This window comes from Bacteroides sp. MSSM.1001136sp1_RTP21357st2_D2_RTP21359_211015 (assembly GCF_040913205.1).
In the GTDB taxonomy this organism is placed as follows: domain Bacteria; phylum Bacteroidota; class Bacteroidia; order Bacteroidales; family Bacteroidaceae; genus Bacteroides; species Bacteroides ovatus.
On the sequence record NZ_JBDFVF010000004.1, the window covers coordinates 136387 to 155201 of the forward strand.

Below are 18815 nucleotides of genomic sequence, written 5' to 3' on the forward strand. Positions count from 1 at the left end.
AACACATGGGAAACAATAACCTTATAAGCAGCAAAAAGACATACTACATATCAATTGCAATTCTGGCAGGGATGTTCTTTATCTTCGGATTTGTGTCGTGGGTCAATGCCATACTGATTCCATACTTCCGCATATCCTGTGAACTGACACATTTCGAATCCTATTTTGTCGCCTTTGCATTTTATATCGCCTACTTTGTAATGGCTATCCCCTCGGGAGTACTTCTCAAGAAAGTGGGATTCAAGCGAGGTATTATGTATGGTTTTATGCTTACCGCCTTAGGAGCTTTCTTATTTGTTCCGGCAGCATTAGCCCGTCAGTTCGAGATATTCCTGGCCGGTCTGTTTTCCATCGGTACCGGATTAGCCATATTGCAAACTGCTGCTAATCCTTATGTCACTATTATCGGTCCTATTGATAGTGCCGCCAGACGAATCAGTATTATGGGAATATGCAATAAATTCGCAGGTATCGTCTCACCACTCATATTTGCTGCATTGATATTAAATGTTACCGACAAGGAGCTTTTTGCCACTATAGAATCGGGGACTTTAGACATAGTCACAAAGAACGCTATGCTTGACGAATTAATACAACGCGTCATTGTGCCTTATGCTGTTCTAGGCGTTATTTTACTGTTTACCGGTATCGGTATCCGTTACTCCATTCTGCCTGAAATCAACACAGACGAAGAAAACAGCACGGAAGATACAGGTAGCCACCATCACACCAGAAAAAGTATTTTCGACTTTCCTTACCTTATCTTGGGAGCAGTGGCTATATTTCTTCATGTAGGAACACAAGTTATCGCAATTGATACAATCATTAATTATGCCAATTCGATGGGTATGGACCTGCTCGAAGCTAAAACATTTCCCTCATATACATTGGCCTGTACTATGATTGGTTATCTGCTGGGGATCCTGTTAATACCCAAATATGTTTCACAAAAAAATGCACTTATAGGTTGTACCATCATCGGATTACTCCTTTCATTCGGAGTTGTATTTGCAGATTTTGAAGTAACTCTGTTCGGTCATCATGCCAATGCCTCCATTTTCTTTCTGAACGCATTGGGTTTCCCGAATGCTTTAATCTACGCAGGTATCTGGCCACTTTCCATTCATGGACTAGGGAAATTCACCAAAACCGGTTCCTCTCTTCTTATCATGGGATTATGTGGCAATGCCATTCTGCCTCTGATATATGGTCATCTGGCAGATATGTATAGTCTGCGTTTCGGTTATTGGGTATTGATTCCCTGTTTTTTATATTTGGTTTTCTTTGCAGTTAAAGGTCATAAAATAGACTCCTGGAAATAAATTAAAAACGAAATAATATGGAAAGACTCATCATAACAAATGGAAAACTCATCCTGCCAACAGGCATAGAAATGGGCCAAACATTGATATGCGAAAATGGAAAAATTGAGCAGATTATTCCCAATGGAAGCTATCAACCGCTCGTCGGTGACAAGGTAATAGACGCCCGTCAGAATTATGTTTCACCAGGATTCATCGACATGCATATCCACGGAGGAGGAGGACATGACTTCATGGATGGTACTGTTGAGGCTTTTCTCGGAGTGGCCGAGACACATGCCAAGTATGGTACTACCGCAATGGTTCCCACCACACTCACCAGCACTATTGAGGAGTTAATGACGACGTTTACCGTATATCGGAAAGCCAAAGAAATGAATATCAATGGTTCGCAGTTTATCGGTTTACATTTGGAAGGACCTTACTTTTCACCGAAACAATGTGGTGCGCAAGACCCGAACTTCCTGAAAAAGCCTCAAGCAGAAGAATATAATGCCATTCTGGAAGCCTCAAAAGATATTATCCGTTGGAGCGTAGCTCCTGAGTTGGAGGGTGCTCTAGCACTAGGGCAAACTCTGCAACAACATCATATTCTCCCCTCCATCGCTCATACCGACGCGATTTATGAAGAAGTTGAGAAAGCCTTTACAGCAGGTTATACACATGTGACCCACCTTTATTCGGCCATGTCATCAGTGACCCGCAAAAATGCTTTCCGCTATGCCGGAGTAGTAGAAGCCACCTACTTGATTGAAGATATGACAGTGGAGATTATTGCCGATGGCATACATCTTCCGAAACCCCTGCTCCAATTCGTATACAAGTTCAAAGGAGTTGATAAAACAGCCCTCTGCACTGATGCCATGAGAGGAGCGGGTATGCCGGACGGTGAATCGATATTAGGTAGCCTCAACAACGGTCAGAAAGTCATTATCGAAGACGGAGTGGCCAAAATGCCGGATCGGAAAGCTTTTGCCGGTAGTGTTGCAACAACCGACCGACTGGTTCGAACCATGATATATTTAGCCGGTGTTCCTCTCATTGACGCCGTCCGTATGATGAGCCTGACGCCCGCCCGTATTCTTCATATTGACAAAGAAAAAGGTTCTTTAGAAATCGGTAAGGATGCCGACATAGTCATTTTTGATAATCAAATAAATATAAATAATACAATATTAAAAGGCCATGTTATCTATACTAAATGAAACGAAGACCAAAGTTTTTCAGCAGGAACAATTAACAGTTCGAATTTTCCCGTCCATTCAAGAGATGGGCAGTGCAGCCGCAAAAGAAGTCGGCGACCAAATTTGTCGCTTATTGGAAAGCAAACCGGAAATAAATATGATTTTCGCCGCTGCCCCCTCACAAAATGAGTTTTTGAGTCATCTGATTCATGACAAACGCATCGACTGGACCAGAATAAACGCTTTTCATATGGATGAATACATCGGTATACATCCGGAAGCCCCACAAAGTTTTGGACATTTCCTTAGAATTCGTATCTTTGACAAAGTTCCTTTCAAGAAAGTCAACTATCTGAATGGCCTGGCGGAAAACCTTGAAGAGGAATGTCAGCGATATGCAGACTTGCTGACTAAGCACCCGGTTGACATCGTTTGTCTGGGAATTGGAGAAAATGGGCATATTGCTTTCAATGATCCGGATGTAGCAGACTTTAATGATCCCAAACTTGTGAAAGTAGTTGAGCTGGATCCAATATGTCGCCAACAGCAAGTCAATGAAAAATGCTTCATGACACTAGACTTAGTACCCAAAGAAGCTTTAACACTCACGATACCGGCTTTGCTAAAAGCTGAATGGATGTTTTGCATCGTCCCGTTCAAAAATAAAGCTCAAGCAGTCTATCAGACTGTTTATGGTGAAGTTTCAGAAAAATGTCCGGCCAGCATATTGCGAAGAAAAGAAAATTCTTCGTTATATTTGGATCCGGAAAGTGCAGAAAGAATTAATTTATAAAGGATTATGAAAAACAGAATCTCACTTCTTCTTATACTACTGGCTATCAGCTTCAGTATACACGCACAAAAAGTTATGCGGATCGGAATTATTGGTCTGGACACATCCCATTCCACCGCTTTCACCGAATTGATTAATAGTGGTTCGGATGAGACCTTTTCCAAAGGTTTTAGGGTAGTAGCAGCGTATCCGTACGGTTCAAAGACTATTCAATCCAGTTACGAACGAATCCCCGGATACATTGAAAAGGTCAAAGCAAATGGCGTGGAAATCACCTCATCAATAGCAGATTTACTGGAAAAAGTAGACTGTGTCCTTTTGGAAACCAATGATGGCAGACTACATTTGGAACAAGCCGTCGAGGTATTCAAATCAGGTAAGATATGCTATATTGACAAACCTATCGGAGCTACTTTAGGAGATGCAATCGCTATTTATGAAATGGCAGAAAAATACAATGCACCTGTTTTCTCCTCTTCTGCTCTTAGATTTACTCCTCAAAACCAGAAATTAAGAAATGGAGAATTTGGCAAAATCCTTGGAGCCGATTGTTATTCTCCTCACAAAGTGGAACCAACGCATCCGGATTTCGGTTTCTATGGTATTCATGGAGTAGAAACATTATACACAATTATGGGGACAGGATGCGAATCAGTCAACCGGATGTCTTCAGATAGAGGGGATGTAGTAGTAGGACGATGGAAAGATGGTAGAATCGGAACTTTCAGAGCGATTATAAAAGGACCGCAAATTTATGGTGGAACTGCCTATACTTCAAAAGGAGCAGTAGCCGCAGGAGGTTACCAAGGTTATAAAGCGCTTCTTGAGCAGATTCTTAAATACTTTCAAACAGGAATTTCACCTATATCCAAAGAAGAGACAATCGAAATATTCACTTTTATGAAAGCATCCAATATGAGTAAAGCAGAGAATGGAAGAATTGTCACATTGGAAGAAGCTTATCAAAAAGGTTTGAAAGATGCACGAAAACTAATCAAAACCTATAAAAAGTAAGAGAATGAAATCTATATATAAAGGGACTGCCATTATAGCAATTTTATTTATAGTCGTTTCTTGTTCTTTCTCGAAAAAGCAAGCTGCGAATAGGATGGAGACAAATGATCTACCCCAATTGGAAATAGTAGTACTCGATCCCGGACATTTCCATGCCAGCCTGCTTCAAAAAGAGACATTGACAGATGTCAGTGACACCATCCGGATATATGCCCCCGAAGGAACAGGCGTCAATCAATATCAGGAAAGCATTGATTCCTATAACCAGCGGGCGGAATCTCCTACGACATGGAAAAAACAAGTATATACCGGAGATGATTATCTCCAGAAAATGCTTGCCGATCATAAAGGTAATGTAGTAGTATTGGCTGGAAACAATCAAAAAAAGACGCGCTATATCATGGAGTCTATCAAAGCCGGATATCATGTCCTTGCCGATAAGCCACTGGCTATCAATCCACAGGATTTCAAGTTATTGACAGAAGCCTATCAACTCGCCAAAGAAAAGAATCTTCTTTTATACGATCTGATGACGGAACGATATGATATTCTCAATATCATAGAAAAAGAGCTTTTGCATCAGACGGAATTATTCGGAGATTTACAAAAAGGTTCACCGGACAATCCATCTGTCATAATGGAAAGCGTACATCATTTTTTCAAGACTGTTTCTGGCAAACCATTAACTCGCCCGGCATGGTATTATGATGTAGAGCAACAAGGAGAAGGCATTGCAGATGTTACAACACATCTGATCGACCTCATCAACTGGCAATGTTTTCCTGATGAAACGATTCATTATCAATCAGATGTCACTGTGAATACCGCCAAACACTGGCCAACTCCAATTACATTAACAGAGTTCAGTCAATCGACACAAATCGATTCTTTTCCCACTTATCTTAATCGATACATAAAAAACGATGTATTGGAAGTGATGGCAAACGGAAGCCTCAACTATACCGTTAAAGGGATTTGTATAGGAATGAAAGTCACATGGAATTATACTCCACCCACTAACGGAGGAGATACATTTACTTCCATAAAGAAAGGAAGTAAAGCCACTTTAAAAATCGTTCAGGATGAAAAAAATGGATTTGTAAAAGAGCTATATATACAGAAAGAACCGGACATTGACAATCGGACATTTGAAGCTCAATTACAAAAAACAGTGGAACAGCTTCAAATAACTTATCCGTTCTTATCTGTCAAAAACAAAAAGAATGGAACTTATCTGATTGACATACCACAGGAAAAACGGTTAGGACACGAAGAACATTTCAGCAAAGTGGCAAAGGCTTTCCTACATTATGTAGACAATAAGGATATGCCGGAATGGGAAAATGAAAATACACTAGCTAAATATTACATTACTACTACTGCTGTAGAAATGGCAAAGATAGGAAATAAATAAACAAAACAATAGGTGTTAGAAACAAGATGCAAATATTATAAAAATGAAGCCATGTTTCATGGCTTCATTCCTCATATCATGGGGACCCGATTCGATATCCTGCTCATTCATTCCGATATCGACCGATTGAATACACTTTGGGCAGATATCACCTATGAGCTGGAGCGATTGGATAAAATATTAAATCGTTTTGATCCTCATAGTGAAGTTTCCAAGATTAATAGTCATACTTCTCAAAGCAAGATTCAAATCAGCAAAGAGATGGAATCAATCTTACAGCTTTGCTCATACTATTACGAGAGCACTTCGCACTTATTCGACATTACATTAAAAGACTTCTCCAGAATACAACTTCATGAACATTCATGTATCTCCTTTACATCTCCTGATATTTCACTTGATTTTGGAGGTTTTGCCAAAGGATATGCTTTGAAGAAAATAAGAAGATTCATTGAACAGGAGAATATTAGTGATGCATTTGCTAATTTTGGAAACAGTTCGATCCTGGGTATAGGACATCATCCTTATGGAGATTGTTGGAAAGTCAGTTTTCTGAACCCGTACAATCAGTCTCTTCTAAAAGAATTCGATCTGCAGGATACAGCATTATCCACTTCCGGCAATACGTTACAATATACCGGACACATTATGAATCCGCTTACAGGCATATTTAATGAACAACGAAAAGCAAGTTCTATCCTGTCCCCCGACCCGTTGGAAGCCGAAGTTCTTAGTACGGTCTGGATGATTGCCAATGAACAGGAACAAAAAAAGATTTCAGAAAAGTTCAATAATATACAAGCAACCCTATACAATTTATGATATGAAAGAACATAAAGAAAAAGGAGTAGACTTAGGACTCAGACAATTCATCAAAAGCCTGGGATATGTTGCCGGAGGAACCGCATTATTGGCGACCACTCCTTGGCTGACTTCCTGTACTCCGGAGAAACTACAAGAGATCAAGCATGAGAAAGCACGAATCGCTTTGATTGGTACCGGGTCCAGAGGACAATACCACATCCATAACCTCAAAGAAATACCTCATGCACAAATTGTTGCCGTATGTGATAATTATGCCCCCAATCTTCAACAAGCATTGGAACTTTGTCCGGATGCTAAGTCATATACGGATTACCGCAAACTACTGGAATCGAAAGACATCGATGGAGTCATCATATCCACACCATTAAACTGGCATGCACCTATTGTATTGGATGCATTAGCTGCCGGCAAACATGTCTTTTGCGAGAAAGCAATGGCACGTACCCTTGACGAGTGCAAGGCTATCTATGACACTTACAACCAGTCAGACAAAGTCCTCTACTTTTGTATGCAGCGAATGTATGACGAGAAGTACATCAAGGGAATGCAGATGATCCATTCCGGTCTCATCGGAGATGTGGTAGGTCTTCGCTGTCACTGGTTCCGTAATGCAGACTGGCGTCGTCCGATTCCTTCACCAGAGCTGGAACGCAAGATTAATTGGAGATTATACAAAGAGAGCTCCGGAAGATTAATGACGGAATTAGCATGCCATCAGTTGGAAGTTTGTAACTGGGCAGCCAAAAAAATGCCGGAATCCATTATGGGAATGGGTGACATTGTATACTGGAAAGACGGACGGGAAGTTTATGATAGCGTCAATGTCACTTACAGATACTCGGATGGAGTTAAGATCGCATACGAATCATTGATTTCCAATAAATTCAACGGAATGGAAGACCAGATTCTGGGAAGTAAAGGAACCATGGAAATGGCAAAAGGTATTTATTACCTGGAAGAAGACCATTCTACTTCGGGCATCCGACAGCTGATTGACCAGGTAAAAGACAAGGTTTTTGCCGCCATCCCGACAGCAGGTCCCAGTTGGCGACCGGAAACAAAAATGGAGTACACACCACACTTTATCATTGATGGAGATATTCACGTAAACAGTGGATTGAGTATGATCGGAGCAGACAAAGACGGTTCGGACATTATCCTGTCTTCTTTCTGCCAGTCGTGTATCACCGGAGAGAAAGCACAGAATGTAGTGGAAGAAGCATATTGTTCAACGGTTCTTTGTTTACTTGGAAATCAGGCAATGGATGAACAACGCCATATCCTCTTCCCCGACGAATATAAAATACCCTATATGAAATTCTAAACTATGAAAGATATTATTATCACCTCAAAAAAGTTGAAACAAGAAAGGAATATCTTTCTTCTAAGTTTCCTGCTTGCATTTATCATCAATGTAATTGCAATCATTATCTATTCCCGCCCATGGATTGAAATAATATCCCAAATCGGGTATGTCATCGTGATTAGTTTTTTCATCTATCTCATATTATGGATTCCCCGAGGAATCCTGATATTCTTGAGTCACCTTTTCCGAAGAAAAAAATAAGAGATTTACGTTTTTTGAAGGAGAATTGACGGAAATACTCATTCACATATTCTAATAACAACCTAATTTTGGAGAAAAATAGATACTATGACAACAAGAAGAGATTTTATCAAAAAAACAGTAGCAGGTACAGCTGCACTCTCATTAGGAAGCATACTTCCAGGATTCGGTTCAAGCCGTTATCAAGATATTCTGGGAGCTAACGAAAAAATACGTATCGGAGTCATTGGAGTGAACTCGAGAGGTAAGGCCCTGGCGCAAGGATTTGCCAAACTTCCAGATTGTGAAGTTACTTACATTTGTGATGTAGACTCAAGAGCATTAGAAAAATGTCAGGCTGCTATCCACAAAATTACCGGACGTACTCCCAAAGGAGAAAAAGACATTCGTAAGATGTTAGAGTCGAACGATTTTGAAGCAGTGGTGATTGCTACCCCTGACCATTGGCATGCCAAAGCAGCCATTATGGCTATGCAGGCCGGAAAGCATGTTTATCTGGAAAAACCTACCAGTCATAATCCGGCAGAAAATGAAATGCTGATTCGAGCCGCTTTGAAATATAACCGGATTGTTCAAGTGGGTAACCAACGCCGCTCATTTCCCAATGTAATTAAAGCTATGGAGGAAATAAAATCCGGTTCTATCGGAAAAGTGAGATATGCCAAATCTTGGTATGTCAATAATCGCCCTTCCATTGGAACAGGGAAAGTTGTTCCTGTACCTGATTATCTGGATTGGGATTTATGGCAAGGTCCTGCCCCACGTGTTGCAGATTTCAAAGATAATTTCATCCATTATAACTGGCATTGGTTCTGGAATTGGGGAACAGGTGAAGCGCTCAACAATGGAACCCACTTTGTTGATATACTCCGCTGGGGACTGGGCGTAGATTATCCTACAAAGGTTGATTCTATCGGAGGTCGGTATCGTTTTCAGGACGACTGGCAAACTCCTGACACACAACTTATCACCTTCCAATTTGGTGACGAAGCATCTTTTTCATGGGAAGGACGTAGTTGTAATACGATGCCGGTAGACGGATATGGAGTAGGAACCGCATTTTATGGAGAAACCGGAACTCTCTTCATTGGCGGTGGCAATGAATATAAAATTACAGATATAAAAGGTAAAACGATTAAAGAGGTAAAAAGTGATTTAAAATTTGAGACCGGCAATCTGTTGAATCCATCCGAAAAGCTGGATGCCTTCCACTTCCGAAACTGGTTTGATGCCATTCGCAAAGGAACAAAGTTAAATTCCGGAATTGTAGATGCCTGTATCAGTACCCAGTTGGTACAATTAGGTAATATTGCCCAACGTGTCGGACATTCATTACAGATTGATCCGGGAAGCGGACGAATTCTTAACGATTTGGAAGCCAATAAACTTTGGAGAAGAGAGTACGAAAAAGGTTGGGAAATACGGGTTTAAATCATGTACCCATTTCTCGTTTTTTCATTAGGTTATAATTTTACAGAAAGGCATGTCTTTGATAGGATATGCCTTTCTGTTTTCCTTCCGTAAAGCTGATTTATACCCTTTTAACACACGGAATATTCACCGTTTTTCATCGAAATCTCTTTTATTTTTGTATTTTTGCGTGCGTATGCGTTAAAATTATAGTATATACGAATTTTATGAGTGACGAAATCAACGAGATAACGGAAGAACATTCAGACTACAAACCGGCGGACGCGCGGGACGAAAGCGTAAAACATCAGTTAACAGGCATGTACCAGAATTGGTTTCTGGACTATGCTTCATATGTTATTCTGGAACGTGCCGTACCCCACATCAATGACGGTTTAAAGCCTGTGCAACGTCGTATCCTGCATTCTATGAAACGTCTGGATGACGGGCGGTATAACAAAGTGGCAAATATTGTGGGACACACCATGCAGTTCCACCCGCATGGGGATGCTTCTATCGGGGATGCCTTGGTACAGTTGGGACAGAAAGACCTGTTGATTGACTGTCAGGGTAACTGGGGTAATATCCTCACCGGAGACGGTGCGGCTGCTCCCCGTTATATCGAGGCGCGTTTATCCAAGTTTGCGCTGGATGTTGTCTTCAATCCCAAAACTACCGAATGGAAATTGTCATACGACGGACGAAATAAGGAACCAGTCACTCTTCCTGTGAAATTCCCGTTATTACTGGCGCAGGGAGTGGAAGGTATCGCCGTTGGACTTTCTTCCAAGATATTGCCGCATAACTTCAACGAACTTTGTGATGCTTCCATCAGTTACCTGCGTGGAGAGGAATTCCAACTATATCCCGATTTCCAGACAGGCGGCTCGATTGACGTAGCCAAATACAACGACGGAGAACGTGGCGGAGCAGTGAAAGTACGTGCCAAGATCAACAAGATTGATAACAAAACACTTGCAATCACAGAGATCCCTTATGGGAAAACCACTTCAACAGTGATCGACTCTATCCTAAAAGCTGTTGATAAAGGAAAAATCAAAATTCGCAAGGTAGATGACAACACAGCTGCCAACGTAGAAATATTAGTGCATCTGGCACCAGGTACATCATCGGACAAAACAATCGATGCATTGTACGCATTCACCGATTGCGAAGTAAGTATCTCACCCAACTGCTGCGTGATTGATGACAGCAAACCTCATTTCCTCACTGTCAGCAAAGTCTTGAGAAAGTCGGCAGACAACACGCTGGATTTGCTAAAGCAGGAGCTGGAAATCAAGAAAAACGAAATACTGGAAGCGTTGCACTTTGCTTCGCTCGAAAAGATATTTATCGAAGAACGCATCTATAAGGACAAAGAGTTCGAACAATCCAAAGATATGGACGCTGCTTGTGCTCATATTGACGAACGCCTGACGCCTTATTATCCGAAATTTATCCGCGAAGTAACCAAAGAGGATATTCTCAAACTGATGGAAATCAAAATGGGGCGTATTCTGAAATTCAACTCGGACAAAGCGGATGAACTGATTGCCAAGATGAAAGAAGAAGTGGCCGAGATTGATAATCATCTGGCTCACATCGTAGATTATACCGTCAACTGGTATCAGATGTTGAAAAACAAATACGGCAAGAACTTCCCGCGCCGTACGGAACTGCGTAACTTCGACACCATCGAAGCTGCCAAAGTAGTAGAAGCAAACGAAAAACTTTATATCAACCGCGAAGAAGGATTTATCGGAACAGCCTTGAAAAAAGACGAGTTCGTAGCATGTTGTTCGGATATCGATGATGTCATTATCTTCTTCCGCGACGGTAAGTATATCGTTACTCCTGTTGCCGACAAGAAATTCGTCGGCAAAAACGTTCTTTATGTCAATGTATTCAAGAAGAACGATAAACGTACGATCTACAATGTAGCCTACCGCGACGGAAAAGAAGGAACGACATACGTAAAACGTTTCGCCGTGACCTCTGTAGTTCGCGACCGCGAATATGATGTCACACAGGGAACTCCCGAATCACGGATTACCTATTTCAGCGCCAATCCGAATGGAGAAGCCGAAATCATCAAGGTGACACTGAAACCGAATCCGCGTGTACGTCGTATCATTTTCGAGCATGACTTCAGTGAGGTCAGCATCAAGGGACGTCAGGCACGAGGCGTGATTCTTACCCGCTTGCCGGTACATAAGATATCCCTGAAACAAAAAGGAGGTTCTACGCTCGGTGGACGTAAAGTATGGTTTGACCGTGACATACTCCGCCTCAACTATGACGGACGAGGTGAATATCTGGGTGAATTCCAAAGCGACGACAGCATATTGATTGTTCTGAACAACGGTGATTTCTATACTACCAACTTCGACTTGAGCAACCACTATGAAGATAATGTAAGCATCGTGGAGAAGTTTGATCCTAACAAGATATGGACTGCCGCGCTTTACGATGCCGACCAACAGAATTATCCGTATCTGAAACGTTTCTGTTTTGAGGCCTCCAACCGTAAACAGAACTACTTGGGAGAAAATAAGAACAACCGTCTGATTCTGCTGACCGACGAGTACTATCCTCGTCTGGAAGTCATATTTGGCGGACACGACAATTTCCGTGATCCGTTGAATATCGATGCGGATGAATTCATTGCTGTCAAAGGTTTCAAAGCCAAGGGAAAACGTATTACTACCTATGCAGTGGAGACAATCAATGAGCTTGAACCAACTCGCTTCCCCGAACCCTCACAAGAACAACAGGAAGTTCCTGAAGAGGAGCCGGAAAATCTGGATCCGGACAGCGGCAAGAGCGAAGGCGATATTATTGATGAAATCACCGGGCAGATGAAATTATTCTGATGAAGAAAAAACTAATATACCTGGGGCTGACAGGTTGCATCCTGTTCGCCCTTTGCACAAGATTACAAGCGCAGATCGACAGTCTGCAAGCCCATCGGTATGTAACACGTGCCACCATGTATGGTGTCGGATTTACTAACGTTTTCGACACCTATCTTTCACCGCAGGAATACAAAGGAATCGACTTCCGTGTTTCCCGTGAATTGATTCGGATGACCAAGTTGTTTGATGGAAATGTATCTGTGCAGAACTTCTTTCAGGCAAACATCAGCTATACGCACAACCGGGCCGATAACAATAACACTTTCTCCGGATTAGTCAACTGGAACTATGGATTACATTACCAGTTCCGCCTGACAGATAATTTCAAATTATTAGCCGGAGGATTGATAGATGTCAACGGAGGCTTTGTCTATAATCTCCGGAACACCAACAATCCGGCATCCGCACGGGCATACGTCAATCTGGATGCCTCCGGAATGGCTATTTGGCACCTGAAAATCAAACGGTATCCGATGGTGCTTCGTTATCAGGTCAATCTGCCGGTTATGGGAGTGATGTTCTCTCCCCACTACGGACAATCTTATTACGAAATATTCTCTTTGGGAAATTCGAGTGGAGTAATAAAATTTACCTCCCTGCACAATCAACCTTCGTTGCGACAGATGCTCTCCGTCGACCTGCCGATAGGATATACCAAAATGCGCTTCAGCTACCTGGCTGATTTGCAGCAATCCAACGTTAACAATATCAAGACACATACCTACTCACACGTATTCATGGTAGGATTTGTGAAAGACCTATACCGTATCCGAAATAAGAAAGGAACCGCTCTTCCCTCATCGGTTAGAGCTTACTAAGAGAACAAAATTTAATGTTGAAACTTCAAGTGAGAGATCAATTAATGATGAGAAATAAGATTAGACAAATACTTTGGCTGCTCTGCTGCCTTCCGGTGCTGACTGGTTGCATTGGGGAAGATGACTACGCCAATGATCCCAGAGGTAATTTCGAACAACTATGGAAGATCATTGACGAACAGTATTGTTTCCTGGATACGAAAGGCATTGACTGGGATGCTGTTCATGACGAATATAGCAAACTGATTATTCCGTCGATGTCCAATGATGACCTGTTCGACATCCTAAGCCAAATGCTTTATATCTTGAAAGACGGGCATGTCAATCTATCTTCTGCCAGTCGTATTTCTTATTACGATGCATGGTATCAGGGCTACCCTTGGAATTATAGAGAAGATATTCTTTATAACTATTATCTGGGTAGTGCCAATTCAGGCTATCGCACATCTGCTGGTCTTAAATATAAAATATTTGACAATAACATAGGATACATACGTTATGAAAGTTTCAGTGCCGGAGTTGGAGATGGCAATTTGGATGAGGTCCTTTACTATTTACAAATCTGCAATGGACTAATTATCGATGTCCGTGATAACGGAGGAGGTAATCTAACCAATTCTTCACGCATAGCTGCCCGGTTCACTGATAAACTGGCATTAACAGGATATATCCAACATAAGACAGGTCCGGGACACAATGATTTCTCAGAGATGGAACCCATTTATTTAGAACCCTCCAACAGTATTCGTTGGCAAAAAAAGGTCGTGATACTAACCAATCGTCGATGTTATAGTGCCACAAATGATTTTGTTAACGTAATGCGCAGCTTAAACAATGATAACGAAGATAAAAGAATCATCCAGCTGGGCGATCAGACCGGTGGTGGATCAGGGCTGCCATTTTCATCAGAATTACCCAATGGCTGGAGCGTCCGCTTCTCTGCCAGCCCCCACTTTGATAAGTATGGAAAGTCATTGGAAGATGGAATAAAACCTGATGTATACGTAAACATGGATAAGATTCTGGAAGAAGGGATAGAGCAGGGTGACATAGAATCACAAAAGAAAGATCCACTGATTGAAAAGGCATTCGAAATCTTAAGTGAATAACTTTATTGCCAAATTATTTGCCAAATCAGAAAATCTTCCTATCTTTGCACCGCTAAACAAAAAAGCTACACATGCGGCTGTGGCGTAATTGGTAGCCGCGCCAGACTTAGGATCTGGTGTCGTGAGACGTGTAGGTTCGAGTCCTATCAGCCGCACTAAAAATAAACTAGAAGCCTTCAAGATACTATCTTGGAGGCTTTTTAATTGGTTAGACATGAATAAACATCAACTTTGCTGCATCGGTCACATCACATTAGACAAAGTAGTCACTCCCCAAAACACTGTCTATATGCCGGGAGGAACGGCTTTTTATTGTTCACATGCCATCCGCCATTTTAACGACATCGATTACGCTTTAGTAACAGCAGTTGGTGTCACTGAAATGAACGTCGTGGAGCAACTACGTGAAATGGGTATTCATGTAACCGCCCTGCCAAGCAAATATTCCGTATACTTCGAGAATATCTATGGCGCCAATCCGGACGACCGTACTCAACGTGTATTAGCGAAAGCCGATCCGTTCACTGCCGGTCAGCTGAAAGATATAGATGCGCAAATCTACCATCTCGGCTCTCTGCTGGCAGACGACTTCTCGTTGGAAGTAATCAAAGAACTATCTCAAAAAGGGTTGATTGCAGTAGACTCACAAGGCTATTTACGTGAAGTACGTGACACCCACGTCTATCCGGTGGATTGGATAGATAAGCGGGAGGCTCTGCAATATATCCATTTTCTGAAAGTCAACGAGCACGAGATGGAAGTGCTGACAAGTCTTTCCGATCCGCATGAAGCTGCCCGTCAATTATATGAATGGGGCGTGAAAGAAGTGCTTGTCACCTTGGGAAGCATGGGATCACTTATTTTCGACGGAAAAGACTTCTATCGTATTCCGGCATATAAACCCAAAGAAGTGGTAGATGCAACAGGGTGTGGAGACACTTACACCATCGGGTATCTATACCAACGGGTATCGGGTGCCGGCATCGAAGAAGCAGGACGTTTTGCAGCAGCCATGTCAACTTTAAAAATAGAGAAATCAGGTCCTTTCAATGGCAGCAAAGAAGATGTCATTCAATGTATGACCACTGCGGAACAGATGTTTTAAAACAGGAAATCATAAAACGAACAGCGTATATATAGGATATACCTCCCCCGACGGGTAATCCTCATCCCATTATTCAGGCACGAACAACACCGGTTCGTGCCTGACTTTTTTCAACAGTCACCTCTCTTTTAGTGTTAAAATCAACCATTCCCTCTTTTTTCCAAAATCTTTTTTGAATTTCGTTTGTTTCCTTTGTTACTCTTGCCAAAAGACGGCAGAAAAAAGACTTCAACCTAAATAATAACAAATGGAAAAATTTAATGCAATGAGGACTAGACTTTTACAACATCTTCAGAAAAAAGCCATCAGGTCAAAGAGCATCATGACGCTTGTTTGCCTGCTACTGGCCTCTGCATCAGCCTTTGCACAGACAAAGACGGTGACAGGAACAGTGACGGACGCTGCCAATGAACCATTGATCGGCGCATCGGTACTCGTACAAGGAACTTCCACCGGAACCATCACGGACATGGACGGTAAATATTCAATCTCTGTCACTCCGGAGGACGTACTGGCATTTTCATACGTGGGGATGACTTCGCAAACCATTAAAGTGGGGACACAGAACGTCATCAATGTCACTTTAAAAGAAGATTCACAAGTACTAGCCGAAACAGTCGTTATCGGATACGGTAGTGCAAAGAAAAGAGACTTGACAGGTTCTATCACCAATATCAAAGGAGAAGAGTTAGCCAACAAACCGGCAATGAATCCGCTATCTTCCCTTCAGGGGAAAGTGGCAGGTGTGCAGATTGTAAACTCCGGACGAGCCGGATCGGACCCGGAAATCCGTATTCGCGGAACAAACTCCATCAACGGATATAAACCGCTGTACATTGTCGACGGATTATTCAATGACAACATCAATTTCCTGAATCCGGAGGACATCGAATCCATGGAAATCCTGAAAGACCCGTCATCTCTGGCTATCTTCGGTGTTCGCGGTGCGAATGGTGTTATCATCATTACCACAAAAAAAGCCAAAGAGGGACAGACACTGGTCAATATCAATACTTCTTTCGGTTTCAAGAAAGTGGTAGATAAAGTGAAATTGGTGAATGGTTCACAATTCAAGGAACTATATAACGAACAGCTCGCCAATCAGAAAGATGACCCTTTCGATTATACCGGCTGGGATGCCAATACCGACTGGCAAGACGAAATTTTCCAGACTGCTTTCATTACAAACAATAACATCAGTATTACAGGGGCTTCGCCCAAACATAGTTTCTACCTGGGAGTGGGCTACTCTTACGAACAAGGCAACATCGAGCATGAGAAATTCAGTAAGGTAACCATCAACGCAAGTAATGATTATAAGATTACGGACTTTTTGAAAGTCGGTTTCCAATTCAACGGTGCACGTATGCTTCCTGCTGATTCCAAACAGGTATTGAATGCCCTGCGTGCAACTCCTATCGCTCCGGTGTATAACAACGAATACGGATTATATACGGCTCTGCCCGAATTCCAGAAAGCGCAGATCAACAACCCGATGGTAGACGTCGAATTGAAAGCGAATACTACCAAAGCGGAGAACTACCGGGCATCCGGTAATATTTATGGTGAGGTAGACTTCCTGAAACATTTCACGTTCAAAGCGATGTTCTCCATGGATTATGCGTCGAACAACGGACGGACGTATACACCGATCGTAAAAGTATACGATGCCACTGTCAACGGAGGGATCTCTACTTTGGGAACAGGCAAGACCGAGGTCAGCCAGTTTAAAGAGAATGAAACCAAAGTTCAGAGCGACTACCTGTTGACATACACCAACAGCTTTGATAATGGAAATCATAACCTGACAGCTACCGCCGGTTTTACTACCTATTATAATTCGTTGAGCCGATTGGACGGAGCACGCAAGCAGGGGGTCGGACTGGTTATTCCGGATAATCCGGACAAATGGTTTGTCAGCATCGGCGATGCAGCTACCGCTACCAATGGAAGTACTCAATGGGAACGCAGTACATTATCCGTACTTGCACGCGTGATCTACAACTATAAAGGCAAATACTTGTTCAACGGTTCTTTCCGCCGGGATGGTTCTTCCGCTTTCTCCTATACAGGAAATGAATGGCAGAACTTCTTCTCGCTGGGTGGAGGTTGGTTGATGTCCGAAGAAGAATTTATGAAAGACATCAAATGGCTGGATATGTTGAAAATCAAAGCATCTTACGGTACGTTAGGAAACCAGAACCTGGATAAAGCCTATCCTGCCGAACCCTTATTGACCAATGCTTATTCGGCCGTATTCGGTAAACCGTCCATCATTTATCCCGGATACCAGCTTGCCTATCTTCCTAATCCTAACCTGCGTTGGGAAAAAGTAGAAGCCTGGGAAGCCGGATTTGAAACGAACCTGCTTCGCAACCGCTTGCATTTTGAGGGTGTTTACTACAAGAAGAATACCAAAGATTTGTTAGCCGAAGTTCCCGGAATTTCCGGAACTATCCCCGGTATCGGAAACTTGGGAGAGATTCAGAATAAAGGAGTGGAAATGGCTGTAACCTGGCGCGATCAGATTGGTGATTGGGGATATTCCGTCAGTGCCAACCTGACTACTATCAAGAATGAGGTAAAAAGTCTTGTTCAGGAAGGATATTCCATCATTGCCGGAGATAAGCAGCAAAGTTACACAATGGCAGGTTATCCTATCGGATATTTCTACGGTTACAAAGTGGCAGGCGTTTATCAGTCACAAGCGGATATTGACGCATCACCCAAAAATACACTGGCTACCGTTACCCCCGGTGACCTGAAATTCGCCGATGTGAACGGTGACGGAGAAATCACCCCGGAAGACCGTACCATGATAGGCAACCCGACTCCAAAGGTCACTTACGGTTTTTCTCTCGGAGTAGACTACAAGAATTGGTCGTTAGGCATCGACATGATGGGACAAGGCGGAAACAAGATTTTCCGTACATGGGATAACTACAATTTTGCCCAGTTCAACTACCTGGAACAACGTTTGGACCGCTGGCACGGAGAAGGTACGTCCAACACCCAACCGTTGCTGAACACCAAACATTCTATCAATAACTTGAATTCCGACTATTACATTGAGAACGGTAGTTTCTTCCGTATCCGTAATGTACAGTTAGCGTATACGTTCGACAAGAGCTTAATTGCCAAAATACGTCTGCAAGCTCTGAAAGTCTATGTCAACATACAGAACCTGAAGACATGGAAACATAACACCGGATATACTCCCGAACTTGGAGGAACTGCCACCGCATTCGGAGTAGATAACGGTAGTTATCCTGTACCTGCAGTCTACACCTTCGGCATTAACCTAACATTCTAGTGACAAGGTGCCACTGCCAGTTTTCC

14 protein-coding genes and 1 tRNA gene are annotated in these 18815 nt (G+C 42.4%); all 15 read left to right on the forward strand.

Annotated elements, in window-relative coordinates; translation table 11 throughout:
- Positions 1–5: 5 nt before the first annotated feature.
- The 15 genes from AB5217_RS04595 to AB5217_RS04665 all read left to right on the forward strand — a co-directional run bounded on the left by AB5217_RS04595 (position 6) and on the right by AB5217_RS04665 (position 18789).
- Entirely contained in the window at positions 6–1322 is a 1317-nt protein-coding gene (locus AB5217_RS04595; protein ID WP_004299605.1) for a sugar MFS transporter, read from the forward strand.
- Positions 1323–1339: 17 nt separating this feature from the next.
- The gene (gene nagA, locus AB5217_RS04600) at positions 1340–2527 is read left to right on the forward strand and encodes an N-acetylglucosamine-6-phosphate deacetylase (RefSeq protein WP_004299603.1); all 1188 of its coding nucleotides are present in this window, start codon (positions 1340–1342) and stop codon (positions 2525–2527) included.
- Positions 2508–3299, forward strand: a complete 792-nt coding sequence (locus AB5217_RS04605; protein ID WP_004299601.1) for a glucosamine-6-phosphate deaminase — start codon at positions 2508–2510, stop codon at positions 3297–3299. The genes nagA and AB5217_RS04605 overlap by 20 nt, the downstream gene beginning before the upstream one ends.
- 6 nt (positions 3300–3305) lie before the next feature.
- Positions 3306–4313: a Gfo/Idh/MocA family protein gene (locus tag AB5217_RS04610; protein ID WP_004299599.1), complete on the forward strand. Its 1008-nt coding sequence runs from the start codon at positions 3306–3308 to the stop codon at positions 4311–4313.
- Between the two features lie 4 nt (positions 4314–4317).
- Positions 4318–5727 (forward strand): putative oxidoreductase C-terminal domain-containing protein, encoded by a 1410-nt coding sequence (locus AB5217_RS04615; RefSeq protein ID WP_004299597.1) that lies wholly within the window; start codon positions 4318–4320, stop codon positions 5725–5727.
- Between the two features lie 51 nt (positions 5728–5778).
- Entirely contained in the window at positions 5779–6549 is a 771-nt protein-coding gene (locus AB5217_RS04620; RefSeq protein ID WP_004299594.1) for an FAD:protein FMN transferase, read from the forward strand.
- A 1-nt stretch (position 6550) separates the two neighbouring features.
- On the forward strand, positions 6551–7876 hold the full coding sequence (locus AB5217_RS04625; RefSeq protein WP_368112842.1) for a Gfo/Idh/MocA family protein: 1326 nt from the start codon (positions 6551–6553) through the stop codon (positions 7874–7876).
- A gap of 3 nt (positions 7877–7879) precedes the next feature.
- Positions 7880–8119: a hypothetical protein gene (locus AB5217_RS04630; RefSeq protein WP_004299591.1), complete on the forward strand. Its 240-nt coding sequence runs from the start codon at positions 7880–7882 to the stop codon at positions 8117–8119.
- An 87-nt stretch (positions 8120–8206) separates the two neighbouring features.
- The gene (locus AB5217_RS04635) at positions 8207–9550 is read left to right on the forward strand and encodes a Gfo/Idh/MocA family oxidoreductase (protein ID WP_032847255.1); all 1344 of its coding nucleotides are present in this window, start codon (positions 8207–8209) and stop codon (positions 9548–9550) included.
- A 206-nt stretch (positions 9551–9756) separates the two neighbouring features.
- Complete coding sequence (locus tag AB5217_RS04640) at positions 9757–12402, forward strand: DNA gyrase/topoisomerase IV subunit A (RefSeq protein WP_004299586.1); 2646 nt, start codon at positions 9757–9759, stop codon at positions 12400–12402.
- Positions 12402–13262 carry a DUF3316 domain-containing protein gene (locus AB5217_RS04645; RefSeq protein WP_004299583.1) on the forward strand — a complete coding sequence of 287 codons (861 nt, stop codon included), beginning with the start codon at positions 12402–12404 and terminating at the stop codon, positions 13260–13262. The genes AB5217_RS04640 and AB5217_RS04645 overlap by 1 nt, the downstream gene beginning before the upstream one ends.
- Positions 13263–13276: 14 nt before the next feature.
- Positions 13277–14371, forward strand: coding sequence for a S41 family peptidase (locus tag AB5217_RS04650; protein WP_004299581.1), 1095 nt, complete (start codon positions 13277–13279; stop codon positions 14369–14371).
- 73 nt (positions 14372–14444) lie between these two features.
- Positions 14445–14526, forward strand: a tRNA-Leu gene (locus AB5217_RS04655).
- 59 nt (positions 14527–14585) lie between these two features.
- Positions 14586–15476 carry a carbohydrate kinase family protein gene (locus AB5217_RS04660; RefSeq protein ID WP_004322288.1) on the forward strand — a complete coding sequence of 297 codons (891 nt, stop codon included), beginning with the start codon at positions 14586–14588 and terminating at the stop codon, positions 15474–15476.
- Positions 15477–15723: 247 nt separating this feature from the next.
- Complete coding sequence (locus tag AB5217_RS04665) at positions 15724–18789, forward strand: SusC/RagA family TonB-linked outer membrane protein (protein WP_004322290.1); 3066 nt, start codon at positions 15724–15726, stop codon at positions 18787–18789.
- Positions 18790–18815 lie beyond the last annotated feature (26 nt).

Excerpts from the sequence above, each read along its gene's own strand:
- AB5217_RS04595 (WP_004299605.1), top strand. The coding sequence starts at position 6 with ATGGGAAACAATAACCTTATAAGCAGCAAAAAGACATACTACATATCA.
- nagA (WP_004299603.1), top strand. The coding sequence starts at position 1,340 with ATGGAAAGACTCATCATAACAAATGGAAAACTCATCCTGCCAACAGGC.
- AB5217_RS04605 (WP_004299601.1), top strand. The coding sequence starts at position 2,508 with ATGTTATCTATACTAAATGAAACGAAGACCAAAGTTTTTCAGCAGGAA.
- AB5217_RS04610 (WP_004299599.1), top strand. The coding sequence starts at position 3,306 with ATGAAAAACAGAATCTCACTTCTTCTTATACTACTGGCTATCAGCTTC.
- AB5217_RS04615 (WP_004299597.1), top strand. The coding sequence starts at position 4,318 with ATGAAATCTATATATAAAGGGACTGCCATTATAGCAATTTTATTTATA.
- AB5217_RS04620 (WP_004299594.1), top strand. The coding sequence starts at position 5,779 with ATGTTTCATGGCTTCATTCCTCATATCATGGGGACCCGATTCGATATC.
- AB5217_RS04625 (WP_368112842.1), top strand. The coding sequence starts at position 6,551 with ATGAAAGAACATAAAGAAAAAGGAGTAGACTTAGGACTCAGACAATTC.
- AB5217_RS04630 (WP_004299591.1), top strand. The coding sequence starts at position 7,880 with ATGAAAGATATTATTATCACCTCAAAAAAGTTGAAACAAGAAAGGAAT.
- AB5217_RS04635 (WP_032847255.1), top strand. The coding sequence starts at position 8,207 with ATGACAACAAGAAGAGATTTTATCAAAAAAACAGTAGCAGGTACAGCT.
- AB5217_RS04640 (WP_004299586.1), top strand. The coding sequence starts at position 9,757 with ATGAGTGACGAAATCAACGAGATAACGGAAGAACATTCAGACTACAAA.
- AB5217_RS04645 (WP_004299583.1), top strand. The coding sequence starts at position 12,402 with ATGAAGAAAAAACTAATATACCTGGGGCTGACAGGTTGCATCCTGTTC.
- AB5217_RS04650 (WP_004299581.1), top strand. The coding sequence starts at position 13,277 with ATGTTGAAACTTCAAGTGAGAGATCAATTAATGATGAGAAATAAGATT.
- AB5217_RS04660 (WP_004322288.1), top strand. The coding sequence starts at position 14,586 with ATGAATAAACATCAACTTTGCTGCATCGGTCACATCACATTAGACAAA.
- AB5217_RS04665 (WP_004322290.1), top strand. The coding sequence starts at position 15,724 with ATGGAAAAATTTAATGCAATGAGGACTAGACTTTTACAACATCTTCAG.